Origin of the sequence: Streptomyces sp. NPDC051320, from assembly GCF_040682175.1 — a bacterium.
Taxonomy (GTDB): Bacteria; Actinomycetota; Actinomycetes; order Streptomycetales; family Streptomycetaceae; genus Streptomyces.
In genome coordinates this window covers 166451-183472 of record NZ_JBFBAL010000007.1, presented here as the reverse complement: position 1 = coordinate 183472, position 17022 = coordinate 166451, and the positions used below count along the sequence as shown (strand labels likewise).

The window sequence follows — 17022 nt, the reverse complement described above, 5'->3', positions numbered from 1 at the left end:
CACCGCACAACCATCGTCTGCCGCCGCATGTCGTGCATAGCGCCGGACTGTGGGCACAATTGGCATGGCTTTGCAGACTGGCCGACAGCGCGTAACGGATGGGGAGGCAGGAACGACGGTGGCGGAACGTAGCACGGCTGCCGTCGACGTGGCCGACAACGGCGGCGACAAGCCGTCGGCCGCCAAGGCGGAGAAGGCCACGGCCGACGGCACGGTGGAACCCCAGGACACGGCTGACACCACAGCCAGTGAGATGACCGAGGACGAGGAGCGTGGCAAGAAGCTCACCGAGTCCTTCGCCACACCGGAGCTGCACAGCGGGCACAAACTCGCCAGACGCTACCGACTCGAGGAATGCGTCACCCGTCTGGACGGCTTCAGCAGCTGGCGTGCGGTCGACGAGAAACTGCGACGCGCAGTCGGTGTGCACCTGCTGCCCGCAGAGCACCCGAGAGCGCGCTCCGTACTCGCGGCCGCCCGATCCTCCGCGTTGCTCGGCGACCCGCGATTCGTGCAGGTCCTGGATGCTGTGGAGGAGAACGAACTCGTCTACGTCGTCCACGAATGGCTGCCGGACGCCACCGAGATCACCGCGCTGCTGGCCTCGGGCCCCATGGAGGCGCACAACGCCTACCAGCTGGTCAGCCAGGTTTCCCAGGCGATGGCAGCGGCCCACCGAGAAGGCCTGGCCCATCTCCGGCTCACTCCCAGTGCCGTTCTGCGGACCTCATCCGGCCAGTACCGCATCCGGGGGCTCGCGGTTAATGCCGCTCTGCGCGGCATCACGTCCGATACTCCGCAGCGCACCGACACGGAGGCCATCGGCGCCCTGCTCTATGCCTCGCTGACGCAGCGCTGGCCCTATGAGACGGACGCGTATGGCCTTTCGGGCCTGCCCAAGGGCGTCGGGCTGATCCCGCCGGACCAAGTGCGGGCAGGAGTCCACCGAGGTCTCGCCGAACTCGCCATGCGTGCTCTGGCCAACGACGGAGCCACGGCTTCCCGACAGGAACCTCCCTGCACCACCCCGGACGAGCTCGCCAAGGCAGTCGCGGTGATGCCTCGTATCCGGCCGCCGGAGCCGGCCTACACTCCGCCTCCGGAGTATCAGCGCACTACGTATCAACAGGGCAGCTACGGCCGCCCGCCCGCCGGACCGGGAGGGGCCACGCCGCAGTCTGTGGCCGCCCCGGCCCCTCCCCTGCAAGGCCGCACCGGAAAGGCTCTCAAGTGGGCCGTCTCCGCTTTGCTGATCGCCGCGCTGGGCCTGGGGAGCTGGCAGCTCGCCGACACTCTCCTCGATCGCGGCAAGGATTCCAAAGGTCCGGGCACCAACCAAACGAACAGCGGAAACGGCAGCGACGACAGCACCCAACAGAAGGTCCCGCAGACGCTGTCGATCAAGGACGCCAGGGAGTACTACCCGGATGGCGAAGCCCAGCACCCGGATGATGTAGGGAAGACCTACGACACCGACAGCTCAACGTACTGGCGCACTCACTCCTTCACGGACGGTCCCAAACTGGCCCCATCCGTCAAGCGGGGCGTCGGAATCGTCTACGACCTGGGCACCACTCGGTCGCTTTCAGCTGCCTCGATAGGGCTGCACTATGCGGGGAACCAGACTGCCGTCTCCCTGTATGCCGCTGGTTCGCTCTCCTCATCCGCTGACTTGAGCTCCATGAAAATGATCAGTTCCACGCGTACCGACGGCACCACCGCGCGGCTCAAGGCAGACGAGCCGATCAAGACGCGCTATGTGCTGGTCTGGATGACGGCAATGCCCTATTCGCCGGGGGACGAGTACAGCGACGCGGGGTACAAGCAGGCCATCACGGATGTGAAATTCACCGACTGATCCGGCTCGACAGGGGAGACTCAGCGTTGGACGACAGCGCATTCAGCGACATGGGCGACCAGGAGCTTCTGGCCGCCCATGTCGCGGGGGACCCCGATGCCTTCGGTGAGCTTGTGCGGCGCCATCGTGATCGCCTCTGGGCGGTGGCTCTGCGGACCTTGGGCGACCGCGAGGAGGCCGCCGATGCCGTCCAGGACGCCCTGGTCTCCGCATACCGCGCTGCTCATACCTTCCGCGGCCAGTCCGCCGTCACAACCTGGCTCCACCGCATCACTGTCAACGCATGCCTCGACCGCCTCCGTAAGGCCGCGTCGCGAAAGACCTCACCGGTCGATGATGCCGAGCGCCTGGATCAGCTCCTCGAACCTCACGAGTCCGCTGAGGCGCCTGCCGAACGACAGGATCTGCACCGCGAACTCATCAAGGCCATGGAAACGCTACCTGCCGAACAGCGAGCAGCACTCGTACTCGTCGACATGCAGGGCTACCCGGTCGCTGAAGCCGCTCTGGTCCTGGATGTACCCACCGGGACCGTGAAGAGTCGCTGTGCGCGAGGCAGAGCAAGGCTGCTACCTCTCCTGGCGCATCTCCGCTCCCGCGGGGAGAGCGACGTCACAGCGGAGCAAAGGAACCGGACGCCAGGGACATCCGTCCCATCTGCATCGAGTCCGAAGGACATGGGACCAAGCGATCCTGCTGCAGTGAAGGGCGGAGGTGGGCGCACATGACATCTACTGCCGACACGGCTCAGCATCCCGACGTCTCGGAAATCTCCGACCTCGCCGAGGGCCTCCTTCCAGCCTCCCGCGCAGCGGACATCCGGCACCACCTGAGCGGCTGCCCCCTCTGCACCGATGTCCAGGACTCCCTGGACGAGGTCCGGCAGATGCTCGGTGCACTACCGGTGCCACCACACATGCCTGCGGATATCGCCGACCGTATAGAAGCCGCTCTCGTCGCCGAGACCACCCGGGCGTCGATCTCGACAGAAGAGGCCGCGCAAGTTTCACGTGAAACGTCGTCTGTTCCACTCGCCGGATCCACCCGTGCCGCCCGCCCAGCAGGCCACCCTCCGGCCGGCACGGGACCGGGCCGACCACAAGCAGCACGGCGTCGGCGGCGTCGCTCTGCGGTGATAGGGGCCGCGTTCGGCTCGGCCGTCATTGGAGTGGGTGCGTTCTTCCTGCAGAGCGCACCCTCAAACAACGACAGCGCATCAGCGGAGAGGTCGGCGGACAGCAGTGCCCCCGTCTTCGCCGAGTCCGGACTCCAAAGCCAAGTCCGCTCTCTGCTGGCTACCGGTGGCGACACAGCAGCAGCGAGGACTCCGAAGGAACAGAAGGCTCCGTCCGTCCATACGGACTCGAGCCCGAACACGCTCAAGAGAGGAACCGCGGTGGCGGTGCCCTCCTGCATTGAGAGAGGTATCGGTCGCGACGCAAGTCCTCTTGCCCTCCAGCAGGGGACATACCACGGCACGGCCGCCTACCTCGTGGTCCTGCCTTATCCCTCGGACAGCAGCCGGGTCCAGGCGTATGTCGTAGACGCGAGCTGCACCGACGCCACTCCACCAGCCCCCGGCAAAGTCCTGCTGACACACACCTACCCCCGCAGCTGAGCTACTCGGGAATGCATCCCCCGTAGGATCCGTTGGGTGGGGTGTGAGTCCACTGGACTTGGCCCCGGCAGGCAGTAGACAGTCCGCAGAGACGAGGAAGAAACCCGTGAGCGACGTCCGTAACGTGATCATCATCGGCTCCGGGCCGGCTGGGTACACCGCCGCGCTGTACACCGCGCGTGCGTCACTGCAGCCCCTGGTCTTCGAAGGCGCTGTCACCGCAGGCGGTGCTCTCATGAACACCACCGAGGTGGAGAACTTTCCCGGTTTCCGTGACGGCATCATGGGACCGGATCTGATGGACAGCATGCGGGCCCAGGCGGAGCGCTTCGGTGCCGAGCTGGTTCCTGACGACGTCGTCGCTGTTGACCTGACCGGAGAGATCAAAACCGTCACCGACACGGCGGGCACCGTGCACCGCGCAAAAGCGGTCATCGTCACTACCGGCTCGCAGCACCGCAAGCTCGGCCTGCCCAACGAGGACGCCCTCTCCGGGCGCGGAGTCTCCTGGTGCGCCACATGTGACGGCTTTTTCTTCAAGGACCAGGACATCGCCGTCGTCGGCGGCGGCGACACCGCAATGGAGGAGGCCACTTTCCTTTCCAGGTTCGCCAAGTCGGTCACCATCGTGCACCGTCGCGACACCCTGCGCGCTTCCAAGGCGATGCAGGACCGCGCTATTGCCGACCCAAAGATCAAGTTTGCCTGGGACAGCGAAGTCGCTACCATCCACGGCGAGCAGAAACTCACCAGTCTGACCCTGCGCAACACCAGGACCGGGGCCACCAGTGAACTCGCGGTGACCGGCTTGTTCATCGCTGTGGGCCACGATCCGCGCACCGAACTCTTCAAGGGGCAGCTGAACCTCGACGACGAGGGTTACCTGAAGGTGGATGCACCCTCCACCCGGACCAACCTCACCGGCGTGTTCGGGGCCGGGGACGTCGTCGACCACACCTACCGGCAGGCCATCACCGCCGCCGGCACCGGCTGCTCTGCTGCGCTCGACGCAGAGCGGTTCCTCGCGGCGCTGGCCGACGACGAGAAGACAGCAGAACCCGAGAAGATCGCCAGCGTCTGACCCCGTACTTCCCTCACCCACCGCATACCCCGCAATGAAAGAGGAGGCCGCCGTGGCCGGCACCCTGAAGAATGTGACTGACGACTCCTTCGAGCAGGACGTTCTCAAGAGCACAAAACCGGTCCTCGTCGACTTCTGGGCTGCCTGGTGCGGCCCGTGCCGCCAGATCGCCCCCTCGCTCGAGGCGATCGCGGCTGAGTACGGCGACCAGATCGAAGTCGTCAAGCTGAACATCGACGAGAATCCGGGCATCGCCGCCAAGTACGGCGTGATGTCCATTCCCACGCTCAACGTGTACCAGGGTGGCGAGGTCGCCAAGACCATCGTCGGCGCGAAGCCCAAGGCAGCGATCGTTCGCGATCTTGAGGACTTCATCGGCAATGAGGCCACCAAGGCCTGAAGTCACTCATGTTTCACGTGAAACGGGGCTGCCCTTGAGGGCAGCCCCGTTTCAGCATTGATCGACGGGCGGCGCAAGCGACCCTCACAGCGGGCGCAAGACCGGTTCCTTCTGGACCGCACCCAGGAGACGGTCCAAGGCCAGCTCCACATCTTCCTTCCAGGAAAGCGTGGTGCGCAGTTCAAGCCTCAGCCGCGGATAATTAGGGTGCGGTCGCACGGTCTTGAAGCCCACCGACAGCAAATGATTCGCCGGCAGCACACATGCTGGCTCCTTCCATCGGGCGTCGCCGAACGCCTCGATCGCTTTGAAGTTTCGGCGTAGCAAGTCCTTGGCGACCGTCTGCACCATCACCCGGCCCAGCCCCTGCCCTTGATACCCCGGCGCGATCCAGGCCGTCATCAACTGCACCGCGTCAGGTGACACGGGGCTTGTGGGGAACGCCGTGGACCGCGGCACGTAAGCCGGCGGTGCATAGAGAACGAAGCCGACCGGCACATCATCCACGTAGACCACCCGGCCACAGGAACCCCATTCCAGCAACACTGTGGAAAGCCAGGCTTCCTTCTCGAGCGTGGGACGCCCGAGCTTTATTGCGGCTTCTCCGCTGACCGGGTCGAGCTCCCAAAAGACGCACGACCGGCAACGCTGGGGAAGGTCCGGAAGGTTGTCCAGCGTGAGCGGTACGAGCCGACGCCCCATGAACGGTGGTCCTCACTTCCCTCGCCTGCCGCTGCACGCGCGGCAGTCAGCGCATTCCGCTCCCGGAGCAGACTCCCGACGAAACCGCCGAACGCTCCCAAACTCAGACCTGCCGTCACCAGTTGGACGCGGTTCATCGTGCGCACGGGTCCCGGCCTCCCTCCGAGGTGGACCAAGGCGGATGCGCCATACCAGAACGCATCGTATCCATCCCGGCGATCGGACGGATACCGTGGGAAAGCAAAGGGCGGGGCGTGTTCCGGCTCACCGGACACCCCCCGCCGCTCGGCGGTTCACCATCGACGCATCAGCCCTCGTCGTCCTCAGCCGCCTCTTCAGCACCTTCCTCAGAAGTCAGCTTCTCGAGCACTCGACCCTCGCCAGGGGCAAGTGAACCAAGGATCCGGTCGAGATCGTCCATCGAAGCAAATTCGACAACGATCTTCCCCCTCTTCTGTCCCAGGTCAACCTTCACCCGTGTCTCGAAGCGGTCCGAGAGTCGGGATGCAAGCTCCGAGAGAGCGGGCGACAGACGACCCCCCGCACGAGGTCCCTTCGTCTTCGGTGCACGCTGGGGACGTGACTGCATCAGCGTCACAATCTCCTCCACCGCCCGCACGGAGAGTCCCTCCGCGACAATGCGATGCGCCAGCCGGTCCTGCTCCTCGGAGTCATCCACCGACAGCAGAGCACGGGCGTGTCCGGCAGAGAGCACCCCGGCAGCAACCCTGCGCTGCACGGGAAGGGAGAGCCTCAACAGACGCAAGGTGTTCGAGACCTGCGGCCGCGAACGGCCGATCCGGTCCGCCAACTGGTCGTGGGTGCAGTTGAAGTCCTTGAGCAACTGGTCATAGGCCGCTGCCTCTTCGAGCGGATTGAGCTGTGAACGGTGCAAGTTCTCCAGCAACGCATCAAGAAGCAACTTCTCGTCGTCCGTGTCCCGGACGATCGCCGGGATGCGCTCCAGGCCCGCTTCACGACACGCCCTCCAGCGCCGCTCGCCCATGATGAGCTCGTAGCGTTCTGCCGCTACCTGTCGAACGATGACAGGCTGGAGGAGACCGACTTCCTTTACGGAGGAGACGAGTTCAGCGAGAGCGTCTTCGTCGAAGACCTCACGCGGCTGGCGCGGATTCGGCGTGATCGAATCCAGCGGCAACTCCGCGAAGTAGGCACCGGCCGGTTCCGGCGCCGCCGCTGTGGACTCGGGTGCCGCTTCCTGGGCCGGCACGACCGCCTCACGTGCGACTGAGCCGACGGGTCGCGTAGCCAGCTTCGCCGCAGTTACGCCCCGATCCGCTGTCAGCAACGGAGCAGTTCCCGGTGAGGAGGAGACCGCGCCATCTGCCAGGCCGGACTTCTCCTGCGGTGCGGCAGGAATCAGCGCTCCGAGCCCGCGCCCCAACCCCCTACGTCGCTCGCTCACTGGATTCCCTCCGACATGCTTTGCTGACTGGTCTGACCACCGGAATGCGCGTCCTGGCCGTCGTACCGCACCCCAACGCCGCGCAACGCGATCTCACGAGCCGCTTCGAGATACGACAACGATCCGCTCGAGCCTGGATCATAGGTGAGCACCGTCTGCCCATAACTCGGGGCCTCCGAGATGCGCACGGAACGGGGGATGCTTGTCTTGAGAACTTCGCGGGCAAAGTGGCTGCGGACCTCGTCTGCCACCTGGGAGGCAAGCCGAGTGCGGCCGTCGTACATAGTGAGCAGAATCGTCGACACATGAAGGTCAGGGTTGAGGTGCCCACGAACCAGGTCGACGTTCCGCAGGAGCTGCCCCAATCCTTCCAGTGCGTAGTACTCACACTGGATGGGGATCAGCACCTCAGCACCGGCCACCATCGCGTTGACGGTCAACAAGCCCAGAGATGGAGGGCAGTCGATGAGGATGTAGTCCAACGGCTGCTCGTAGGCCTGGAGTGCCCGCTGCAGTCGGCTCTCGCGTGCTACGAGAGAAACCAGCTCGATCTCGGCGCCGGCGAGATCGATGGTTGCCGGGGCACAGAAGAGGCCTTCGACGTCCGGAACCGGCTGGACAACTTCGGACAGTGGCCGACTCTCCACCAGGACGTCGTAGATCGAAGGAACTTCGGAGTGGTGATCGATCCCCAGCGCCGTGGAGGCGTTTCCCTGCGGGTCAAGGTCAACCACTAGAACGCGGGCGCCATGCAGGGCAAGTGAAGCGGCAAGATTGACCGTTGTAGTCGTCTTGCCAACTCCGCCCTTCTGGTTGGCGACCACCATGACGCGCGTCCGCTCCGGCCGTGGCAGGCCTTCGCCGGCGCGGCCGAGGGCTTCTACCGCCAATTGGGCAGCACGACCGATAGGAGTGTCGTCCATCGGGGGCGGCGTTTCACGTGAAACTTCCTCTCCCGCCGACTCGGTACGGGGACCGGGGACCGGATCGGTCATCGGTCCCGCGATGTTGGCGTCGGACCGCAAGGATTCACCCTCCTCGACTTCATGCTCGCAATACACAGAGCCTGCCATGCTTTCGGGGGTGTGAACCAGCGAGGCGTGTTCTTCTGTGGACGAATCCACCTGTGTGGACAACTTCATGGCCCCGAGGGGCGTAGCGTCACGCGGCGCGGATGCCGCACGACTGCGATTGATGATCCCATGCAGTAGTGAGCGACGTTTCACGTGAAACAAGATGCCTGCGGCGACACGTCAACGAGCGACGACACTCCGAAATGCGCGTATTTGACGAGCTTTGAGATGTTTTGCGTCGTCCGCAGAGCGGTTCACCGTCGGCGCCGAGTGCGGCTTACCCGAGCCGCCCTAGCCCGCTTCGTCGCAAAACGCACGCCACCAGGACTCTCACCCACAACGACCCGCACCACGGTGGACAGCGGGTCGACAACGCCCTCGCCCACCTGCATCACTGAAGTCTCCACCACTCCGAGCTTGCTCAGAGCCGCACGCGCACCGTGGATCTCCTCCTCGGCGGTATCGCCCTTGAGCGCCAGCATTTCCCCGTACGGTCGCAGCAACGGCACCCCCCAACCAGCCAGCCGGTCCAGCGGTGCCACTGCGCGTGCTGTCACCACGTGCACCGGCGGCAGCTTGCCCAGGACTTCCTCAGCACGTCCGCGGACAACCGTCACATGATCCAGCCCCAACAGCTCCACCACCTCTTGGAGGAAATTGGTTCGCCTTAGCAGCGGCTCAAGCAGCGTGATCTTCAGGTCCCTGCGGACGAGCGCCAAAGGAATACCAGGAAGCCCCGCGCCGGAACCGACGTCGCAGACCGTGACACCTTGGGGAACCACCTCGGACAGCACCGCACAGTTCAGCAGGTGCCGCTCCCAGAGCCTGGGTACCTCGCGTGGCCCGATCAACCCCCGAGTGACGCCGGCGTCCGCAAGTAGTTCGGCGTACCGGACGACTTCCGGGAAGGATTCCCCGAAAACCGCATGCGCCACTTCCGGCGCCTGGGGAAGCTCCGCTGACTCCGTCACGGGAACCGTCCTTCCGTACCGCGATACCGCGATGGGTGGCTGACTAACAGGCTGACAAAGTTCGGCCCCGCCTGTGTACAGGCGGGGCCGACAGAACGACGCATCGGTCAGGCCGGAAGAACAACGACGAAGCGCTGCGGCTCCTCGCCCTCCGACTCGCTGCGCAGTCCAGCTGCCGCGACCGCATCGTGCACGACCTTGCGCTCGAACGGGGTCATCGGGTCGAGCTTCACCGGCTCGCCAGAGCTCTTCACCCGGTCGGCCGCCTTGGCTCCCAGCGCGGCGAGCTCCTCACGCTTCTTGGCACGGAAGCCTGCGACGTCCAGCATCAGCCGGCTGCGATCACCGGTCTCGCGGTGTACCGCGAGCCGAGTGAGCTCCTGGAGCGCCTCCAGCACCTCACCATCGCGTCCCACGAGCTTCTGGATGTCGCGGCTGTCCGTATCGCTGATGATCGAGACTGCTGCCCTGTCCGCCTCGACATCCATATCGATGTCCCCGTCCAGGTCGGCGATGTCGAGCAGACCCTCGAGGTAGTCCGCCGCGATCTCGCCTTCCTGCTCGAGACTGCTCAGTGTGTCGCCCTCAGCGGCAGCGGAGGTGGTGGTGCCTTCCGTCACGGGATGGACTCCTTCTTACTTCTTGGACGGGTGCTTGGGGCGCTGCTGGCCCTTGCGCTGCCCCGGCTTGGCTTGGCGTGCCGTACTACTGGGAGCAGATTTGGCTTCCTGCTTCGGCTTGTCCTGCGGCTCGGCCTTCTTGTCCAGCGACGTCTTCTCGGACGAGCCGACATCCTGGGTCTCAGCGCCTGCCTCCGTGGGCTTGGCACCACCTGAAGACACCGCGCCCGTCTGGCGCTGCGCCTTTGTCTGGCGCTTGGGCTGCTGCCGCTTGGGCGCAGCGTCCGCAAGGCTCAGGCCCTCCGCCTCAGCGGCGACGGCTGCATCGCTCTTCTCTACGGTGCCGTCGGCCTGAGCGACCAAGCCGGACTTGCTCAGCGTGGTGATGAACTTACGCTCGGCGTCGTTGCGATCCTTCGTCTCCTTGGACGCGATTCCCTTGATGATGTTGCGCTGGTGGCGCGTCCTCGTGGAACCGTGCGCGACAACATGCTTCTGGATCCGCTCCAGGAGGCCCGCCTGGGCCTGGCTGCCCGGGGTCGGGTTGCGGTGGATCACGAACATCTGCTGGCCCATGGTCCACACGTTGGTGGTCAGCCAGTAGACGAGGACACCGACCGGGAAGTTGATCCCCATCACGGCGAACATCAGCGGGAAGACGTACATCAGCATCTTCTGCTGCTGCATGAACGGCGTCTTGACGGACATGTCGACGTTCTTCGTCATCAGCTGGCGTTGCGTGTAGAACTGCGACGCAGACATCAGGATGATCATGACGGCGGTGACGATGCGGACGTCGGTCTGCGTGGCACCGAGCGACGCCACCTTGTCCGCGCTCTCGGTGAACTTCGCCGCCAGCGGGGCGCCGAAGATGTGCGCCTTACGCGCACTCTCCAGCAGCGGCTGATCGATGACGCCGATCGTCTTTCCATTGGCGATACCGGCGAGCACGTGGTACAGCGCGAAGAAGAACGGCGACTGAGCGAGGATCGGCAGGCACGAGGAGAGCGGGTTGGTGCCCGTCTCCTTGTACAGCTTCATCATCTCTTCGGACTGTCGCTGCTTGTCGTTCTTGTAGCGCTCCTGGATCGCCTTCATCTTCGGCTGGAGCGCCTGCATGCCACGAGTCGACTTGATCTGCTTCACGAAGAGCGGGATCAGGCAGATCCGGATCAGGACCACCAAGGACACGATGGACAGGCCCCAGGCCCAGCCCGTGTCCGGACCGAAAATGGCTCCGTACAGCGAGTGGAACTGGACGATGACCCAGGAAACTGGGGTGGTGATAAAACTGAACAGACTGGCAATCGTGTCCACTAATCAGGCTCCTTGAGCATTGGGCGAGGTCTCTGCGGCCGGGCCGGTCTCCTGACCGGAGTGTCCGCCCTTGCTTGTCCGCCACGCATGGCGTAGCAGTTCGTGCCAACGCGGCCGTTTGCGCGGCGGAACGTGATCCACGCCACCTGGCGACCACGGGTTGCACCGCAGAATGCGCCAGGCCGTCAGCGCCGTGCCTTTCACCGCGCCGTGCCGGTCGATAGCCGTATATCCGTAGTGGGAACACGACGGGTAGTACCTGCAGACGGGCCCCAGAAGCGGGCTGATCGTCCACTGGTACAGCTTGATGAGAGCCAGCAGCGGGTACTTCATCTCGCGCCCCCTCCCAGTAGCCGCCCCAAGGCGGCATCCAGGTCTCGGGCCAGCTGTGCATGGTCGGCGACGCCTGCTCCGGGCAGCGCCCGTACGACAACCAGGCTACCGGGGGGCAACTGAGGCAGGCGATCTCGAACCAAATGGCGAAGTTTCCGCTTCACCGAGGTGCGAACGACCGCTCCGCCCACTGCCTTGCTCACGACGAAACCCGCACGTGTCGGGGGAGTGCTCTCCCCAGGCACGTGCGGGTCCGTTGTACCGCTGCACAGATGGACGACGAGTAGCGGGCGCCCGGCACGGCGCCCTCGTCGTACCGCGGCCGCGAAGTCCTCGCGCCGCCTCAGCCGATTCTCGGTAGGCAGCACGTCATGACCTGTACGAGATCAGGCGGACAGACGGGAGCGACCCTTGCCACGGCGGGTAGCCAGGATCGCGCGGCCGGCACGCGTACGCATACGCAGACGGAAACCGTGAGTCTTGGCACGGCGACGGTTGTTCGGCTGGAAGGTGCGCTTGCTCACTCGGGGGCTCCAGAAATGAATCGGGTGGTGGCGGGACATCGCCTGGCTGTCACCGTGCGCCCACGAAAAGCTCGCGAATACGCCCGTGTGCACCGCTTCACGATCACACGATCGTGATCTTTGCCCATCGGAGGCAGGCGGCAGCAGCCATCGACAACTCGACCTGGTTACGGTACGCGCGGCTACGCCATCCGGTCAAACCAACCCTTTCACAGCCGCCACTGTGCACAGGCTGTGGACAACAACTTGAACCGCGAGGGTCGCCCTGACTACCGTGGCCCGACTCCCAAGTCTTTTTCCTGCCTGTCTTCACCCCCCGTCCCGAGAACCACACATTCGTGGGACCTGTGAGAGAGCGTGCCCCGTGGCTGATGTACCTGCCGATCTTGCCGCAGTGTGGCCACGAGTTCTCGAACGTCTCCTCGCCGACGGGCAGCAAGGCATCGAGCCCAAGGACAAACAGTGGATCGAGCGCTGCCAGCCACTGGCCCTGGTGGCGGACACAGCGCTGCTCGCCGTTCCCAACGAGTGGGGCAAACGGGTCCTGGAAGGACGGCTCGCCCCGCTCATCAGCGAGACGCTGAGTCATGAGTGCGGCCGTCCGATCCGGATCGCGATCACTGTCGACGACACCGCGGGCGACCCGTCACAGACTGCCCCACCCGCGCATCAGTCACAGCAGCCCCGCTATCAGCACCCGCACGAAGAACCCCGGCACGCCGACAGCTATGACGCGTACGGGCGCCGTCCTTCCGCCGACGGCATGCCGACGGCGCGCCCGGCCTACCCCGACTACGAGCAGCAGCGCCCCGACCCCGGAGCATGGCCCCGGCCCCAGGAGGACTACTCCTGGCAGCAGCCACGGCTCGGCGGCTTCCAGGAACGCGATCCGTACACCGGCCCCCGGCAGCAACAGCCGGACCACGACTACCGACAGCAGCCACCGGACCGTCCGCAGTACGAGCAGCAGCGTCCCGAGCGCCATGACCTCCGGGATCCGTCCTCCCAGCGCCACCTGCCCAACCCGAGCGGCGCCCCCGGCCCGCTGGCGGCCCAACCCGCTCCCGCGGCCGGCCCCGGCGAACCGCAGGCACGACTGAACCCCAAGTACCTTTTCGACACCTTCGTCATCGGCGCCTCCAACCGGTTCGCCCACGCAGCCGCGGTCGCAGTCGCCGAAGCGCCGGCCAAGGCGTACAACCCGTTGTTCATCTACGGCGAGTCCGGGCTCGGCAAGACCCACCTGCTGCATGCGATCGGGCACTACGCCCGCAGCCTTTACCCCGGCACGCGGGTGCGTTATGTGAGCTCCGAGGAGTTCACCAACGAGTTCATCAACTCGATCCGCGACGGCAAGGGCGACACCTTCCGCAAGCGCTATCGCGACGTCGACATCCTCCTGGTCGACGACATTCAGTTCCTGGCGAGCAAGGAGTCCACGCAGGAGGAGTTCTTCCACACCTTCAACACGCTGCACAACGCCAACAAACAGATCGTGCTGTCCTCGGATCGGCCGCCCAAGCAGCTGGTGACCCTGGAAGACCGGCTGCGGAACCGCTTCGAGTGGGGGCTGACCACCGACGTCCAGCCGCCCGAGTTGGAGACCCGCATCGCGATCCTGCGCAAGAAGGCTGTACAGGAGCAGCTCAATGCTCCGCCCGAGGTACTCGAGTTCATCGCCTCCCGCATCTCTCGCAACATCCGCGAGCTGGAAGGCGCGCTGATCCGGGTCACGGCTTTCGCTTCGCTCAACAGGCAGCCGGTGGACCTCGGACTCACCGAAATCGTGCTGAAGGACCTGATCCCCGGCGGCGAGGACTCAGCCCCCGAGATCACCGCAAGCGCCATCATGGCAGCGACAGCCGACTACTTCGGCCTGACCATCGAAGACCTCTGTGGTTCGTCGCGCAGCCGGGTGCTGGTCACCGCCCGGCAGATCGCCATGTATCTCTGCCGCGAGCTGACCGACCTCTCGCTGCCCAAGATCGGCGCACAGTTCGGCGGCCGCGACCACACCACGGTGATGCATGCCGACCGCAAGATCCGCGCGCTGATGGCCGAACGGCGGTCGATCTACAACCAGGTCACTGAACTCACCAACCGCATCAAGAACGGCTGACGCAGCGCTTCAGGAACCACGAAGGGCGTCTCGGGCTACGTACCCGGGACGCCCTTCGCCGTTCCGTCTGCCGCCGGCTGTTCGAATACGCCGAGTGCCCGGCACGTTCTCCACAGTTCTGTGGTCCCGGCCCCGTCCACACCCTGGGGACTGATGAGTTGTCCAGATTGTGTCCACAGGCGCGGTGACCGTTACCTTCTCTCGCCAGGTCAGCGACGTGTGGATTTGTGACTATCGAGCGTCCACAGACTGTGGACGGAAAGTTTGCCCACAGGCGGCCGGATGACTTGTCCACGGGCAACCCACAGACTGGGGGACGTTGTCCCCAGCTTCTCCACACCCTTGTCCACTGTTCGGCAACGAAACACCCGGCTTCACTGTCGCGAGTGAAAGCCGTCACACCCGGGAGCTGGAGGGCCCTGTGGGGAAGCCGACCAAAGCTGGGGACAGACCTGGGGAGAACCGGCCCTCCCCTGTGCATCGGGTGTGCAGAACTTTTCGGTGTCCACAGACCGGGTCAGTTGTCCACCGGCCCCGCCCACAGGTGCGGTGGACAAAAAACCCCACCTGAGCTGCACAAACAGGGTTATCCACGGTTTCCACAACACCTACTACTACTGCCTCCTATAGTTACCGGGGAATTAGCTCCGAAGTGGGTGCTGTGCACAACTCGCCCGTCAGGCCGCTGCTGCCGCTCGGCACGACTTGACCCCGACTCGCACCGAGTGTCGGTGGCGTAGGTCAGACTGGTCCCCGGCAACAAGCCGACGACTAAGGCCAGCAAGGCGAGCCAGCAACAGCAGGAGGCGGTTCCGGTGAAGATCCGGGTGGAGCGCGATGTACTCGCGGAGGCGGTGGCCTGGACGGCCCGTAGCCTCCCTGCCCGTCCGCCGGTGCCCGTTCTTGCGGGCCTGCTGCTGAGGGCGGAGGAGGGCGCTCTGAGCCTCTCCGGCTTCGACTACGAGGTCTCGGCGCGGGTCTCGGTCGATGCCGAGATCGAGGAGGACGGCACCGTCCTGGTGTCCGGTCGGCTGCTTGCCGACATCTGCCGCGCGCTTCCCAACCGACCGGTGGAGATCTCCACAGACGGTGTGCGGGCGACCGTGGTCTGCGGCTCCTCACGGTTCACCCTTCACACGCTGCCCGTCGAGGAATATCCGGCGCTGCCGCAGATGCCGACCGCTACCGGCACGGTGCCGGGCGAGGTCTTCGCCTCAGCCGCCGCTCAGGTCGCGATCGCCGCGGGCCGTGACGACACACTGCCCGTCCTGACCGGTGTGCGCATCGAGATCGAAGGCGACCGGGTCACGCTGGCCTCCACCGACCGCTACCGCTTCGCGGTCCGTGAATTCCTGTGGAAGCCGGAGGATCCGGAGGCGTCCGCGGTTGCCCTGGTGCCTGCCAAGACGCTGCTGGACACTGCCAAGTCGCTGACCAATGGAGACACGGTCACTCTGGCGCTGTCCGGGTCCGGGGCCGGTGAGGGCCTGATCGGTTTCGAGGGTGCCGGGCGCCGTACGACCACCCGACTGCTCGAGGGCGACCTTCCGAAGTACCGAACCCTCTTCCCCACGGAGTTCAACTCGATCGCCGTCATTGAAACCGGTCCGTTCGTCGAGGCCGTCAAGCGCGTTGCTCTCGTTGCCGAGCGGAACACTCCGGTGCGGCTCAGCTTCGAGCAGGGCGTGCTGATCCTCGAGGCTGGATCCAGCGACGATGCACAGGCTGTGGAACGTGTCGATGCGAAGCTCGACGGTGACGACATCTCGATCGCCTTCAACCCGACCTTCCTGCTGGACGGACTGAGCGCAATCGATTCCCCGGTCGCTCAGCTGTCCTTTACGACGTCCACGAAGCCGGCTCTGCTCAGTGGCCGCCCAGCCATCGACGCAGAGGCTGACGACGCGTACAAGTACCTGATCATGCCGGTGCGACTGTCCGGCTGAGAGAGGGCTGCAGGAAGGTGCCTCTCGAGTTGACGTTGTACGTCTGAGCGGCCGACCCCGCAGGTGTGTCCGGGCGTCCCGGCGTACGCTCGGTCGCGGGTACAAACGCCACCACGTCACTAAGGATCTTCTGATGGAGCTCGGTCTCGTCGGCCTCGGCAAAATGGGCGGGAACATGCGCGAGCGCATCCGCCGCGCAGGTCACACCGTCATCGGTTACGACCGGAACCCGGACGTCGCCGATGTCCACAGCCTGCAAGAGCTTGTGGGCCAGCTCAAGGGCCCTCGCGTTGTGTGGGTGATGGTTCCGGCAGGCGCCGCCACCCAGTCCACGGTCGACGAACTGGCCGACCTGCTCTCCCCGGGTGACGTCGTGGTCGACGGCGGTAACTCCCGCTGGACCGACGACGAGAAGCACGCGACCGAGCTGCGGCTCAAGGGCATCGGCTTCGTCGACTGCGGTGTCTCCGGGGGCGTCTGGGGTCTGGAGAACGGCTATGCGCTGATGTACGGCGGGGACGCCGATGACGTCGCGAAGGCTCAGCCGATCTTTGATGCGCTGAAGCCCGAGGGCGAGTTCGGCTCGGTACACGCGGGCAAGGTCGGCGCCGGGCACTTCGCCAAGATGGTCCACAACGGCATCGAGTACGCCATGATGCAGGCTTATGCCGAGGGGTGGGAGCTCCTGGAGAAGGTCAGCTCGGTCACCGATGTTCGCGAGGTGTTCCGGTCCTGGCAGGAGGGCACGGTCATCCGTTCCTGGTTGCTCGACCTCGCGGTCAACGCACTGGATGACGACGAGCACTTGGACCAGCTGCGTGGGTTCGCTGCCGACTCGGGTGAGGGCCGTTGGACCGTCGAGGCCGCGATCGACAACGCCGTTCCGTTGCCTGCGATCACTGCTTCGCTCTTCGCGCGATTTGCTTCGCGGCAGGACGACTCACCGCAGATGAAGATGATCGCGGCACTGCGTAACCAGTTCGGCGGCCACGCCGTCGAGAACACCAAGAAGTAATACAGCAGCGGAAGGCCGG

Annotated in this window: 16 protein-coding genes; 7 read left to right on the top strand and 9 right to left on the bottom strand. The window is 65.2% G+C overall.

Annotated elements, in window-relative coordinates; translation table 11 throughout:
• The first annotated feature begins 118 nt into the window (after window positions 1–118).
• The 4 genes from AB0M87_RS17630 (at window position 119) to trxA (ending at window position 4957) form a co-directional block, all read left to right on the top strand.
• Window positions 119–1858, top strand: a complete 1740-nt coding sequence (locus tag AB0M87_RS17630; RefSeq protein WP_365853760.1) for a protein kinase family protein — start codon at window positions 119–121, stop codon at window positions 1856–1858.
• A 50-nt stretch (window positions 1859–1908) separates the two neighbouring features.
• A complete protein-coding gene (gene sigM, locus AB0M87_RS17625) occupies window positions 1909–2586 on the top strand; it encodes an RNA polymerase sigma factor SigM (protein WP_365854125.1) in 678 nt (225 codons plus the stop codon).
• A 996-nt stretch (window positions 2587–3582) separates the two neighbouring features.
• On the top strand, window positions 3583–4557 hold the full coding sequence (trxB, locus tag AB0M87_RS17620; RefSeq protein WP_365853758.1) for a thioredoxin-disulfide reductase: 975 nt from the start codon (window positions 3583–3585) through the stop codon (window positions 4555–4557).
• 52 nt (window positions 4558–4609) lie between these two features.
• The gene (gene trxA / locus AB0M87_RS17615) at window positions 4610–4957 is read left to right on the top strand and encodes a thioredoxin (RefSeq protein WP_365853756.1); all 348 of its coding nucleotides are present in this window, start codon (window positions 4610–4612) and stop codon (window positions 4955–4957) included.
• A gap of 84 nt (window positions 4958–5041) precedes the next feature.
• Here the strand turns inward: trxA and AB0M87_RS17610 are convergent, their stop codons facing one another.
• The 9 genes from AB0M87_RS17610 to rpmH form a co-directional block, all read right to left on the bottom strand.
• Entirely contained in the window at window positions 5042–5659 is a 618-nt protein-coding gene (locus AB0M87_RS17610) for a GNAT family N-acetyltransferase (RefSeq protein WP_365853754.1), read from the bottom strand.
• 307 nt (window positions 5660–5966) lie between these two features.
• Window positions 5967–7085, bottom strand: a complete 1119-nt coding sequence (locus AB0M87_RS17605) for a ParB/RepB/Spo0J family partition protein (protein ID WP_365853752.1) — start codon at window positions 7083–7085, stop codon at window positions 5967–5969.
• Window positions 7082–8158 (bottom strand): ParA family protein, encoded by a 1077-nt coding sequence (locus tag AB0M87_RS17600; RefSeq protein ID WP_365854123.1) that lies wholly within the window; start codon window positions 8156–8158, stop codon window positions 7082–7084. The genes AB0M87_RS17605 and AB0M87_RS17600 overlap by 4 nt, the downstream gene beginning before the upstream one ends.
• A gap of 254 nt (window positions 8159–8412) precedes the next feature.
• The gene (gene rsmG, locus AB0M87_RS17595) at window positions 8413–9129 is read right to left on the bottom strand and encodes a 16S rRNA (guanine(527)-N(7))-methyltransferase RsmG (RefSeq protein ID WP_365853750.1); all 717 of its coding nucleotides are present in this window, start codon (window positions 9127–9129) and stop codon (window positions 8413–8415) included.
• Window positions 9130–9236: 107 nt separating this feature from the next.
• Entirely contained in the window at window positions 9237–9749 is a 513-nt protein-coding gene (locus AB0M87_RS17590; protein ID WP_365853748.1) for a R3H domain-containing nucleic acid-binding protein, read from the bottom strand.
• A gap of 15 nt (window positions 9750–9764) precedes the next feature.
• The gene (gene yidC / locus AB0M87_RS17585) at window positions 9765–11066 is read right to left on the bottom strand and encodes a membrane protein insertase YidC (protein WP_365853746.1); all 1302 of its coding nucleotides are present in this window, start codon (window positions 11064–11066) and stop codon (window positions 9765–9767) included.
• Window positions 11067–11069: 3 nt separating this feature from the next.
• Window positions 11070–11399 (bottom strand): membrane protein insertion efficiency factor YidD, encoded by a 330-nt coding sequence (yidD, locus tag AB0M87_RS17580; protein ID WP_328537819.1) that lies wholly within the window; start codon window positions 11397–11399, stop codon window positions 11070–11072.
• Window positions 11396–11767, bottom strand: coding sequence for a ribonuclease P protein component (gene rnpA / locus AB0M87_RS17575; RefSeq protein WP_365853744.1), 372 nt, complete (start codon window positions 11765–11767; stop codon window positions 11396–11398). Before rnpA ends, yidD begins: the two co-directional genes overlap by 4 nt.
• Before the next feature lie 18 nt (window positions 11768–11785).
• Complete coding sequence (rpmH, locus tag AB0M87_RS17570) at window positions 11786–11923, bottom strand: 50S ribosomal protein L34 (protein WP_030990579.1); 138 nt, start codon at window positions 11921–11923, stop codon at window positions 11786–11788.
• A gap of 364 nt (window positions 11924–12287) precedes the next feature.
• Here rpmH and dnaA point away from each other — a divergent pair, with 364 nt between their 5' ends.
• From dnaA to gnd, 3 genes are all read left to right on the top strand, one after another.
• Window positions 12288–14042: a chromosomal replication initiator protein DnaA gene (dnaA, locus tag AB0M87_RS17565; RefSeq protein WP_365853741.1), complete on the top strand. Its 1755-nt coding sequence runs from the start codon at window positions 12288–12290 to the stop codon at window positions 14040–14042.
• Between the two features lie 815 nt (window positions 14043–14857).
• Window positions 14858–15988, top strand: coding sequence for a DNA polymerase III subunit beta (gene dnaN, locus AB0M87_RS17560; RefSeq protein ID WP_365853739.1), 1131 nt, complete (start codon window positions 14858–14860; stop codon window positions 15986–15988).
• Between the two features lie 133 nt (window positions 15989–16121).
• Window positions 16122–17003 carry a phosphogluconate dehydrogenase (NAD(+)-dependent, decarboxylating) gene (gene gnd / locus AB0M87_RS17555; RefSeq protein WP_365853737.1) on the top strand — a complete coding sequence of 294 codons (882 nt, stop codon included), beginning with the start codon at window positions 16122–16124 and terminating at the stop codon, window positions 17001–17003.
• Window positions 17004–17022 lie beyond the last annotated feature (19 nt).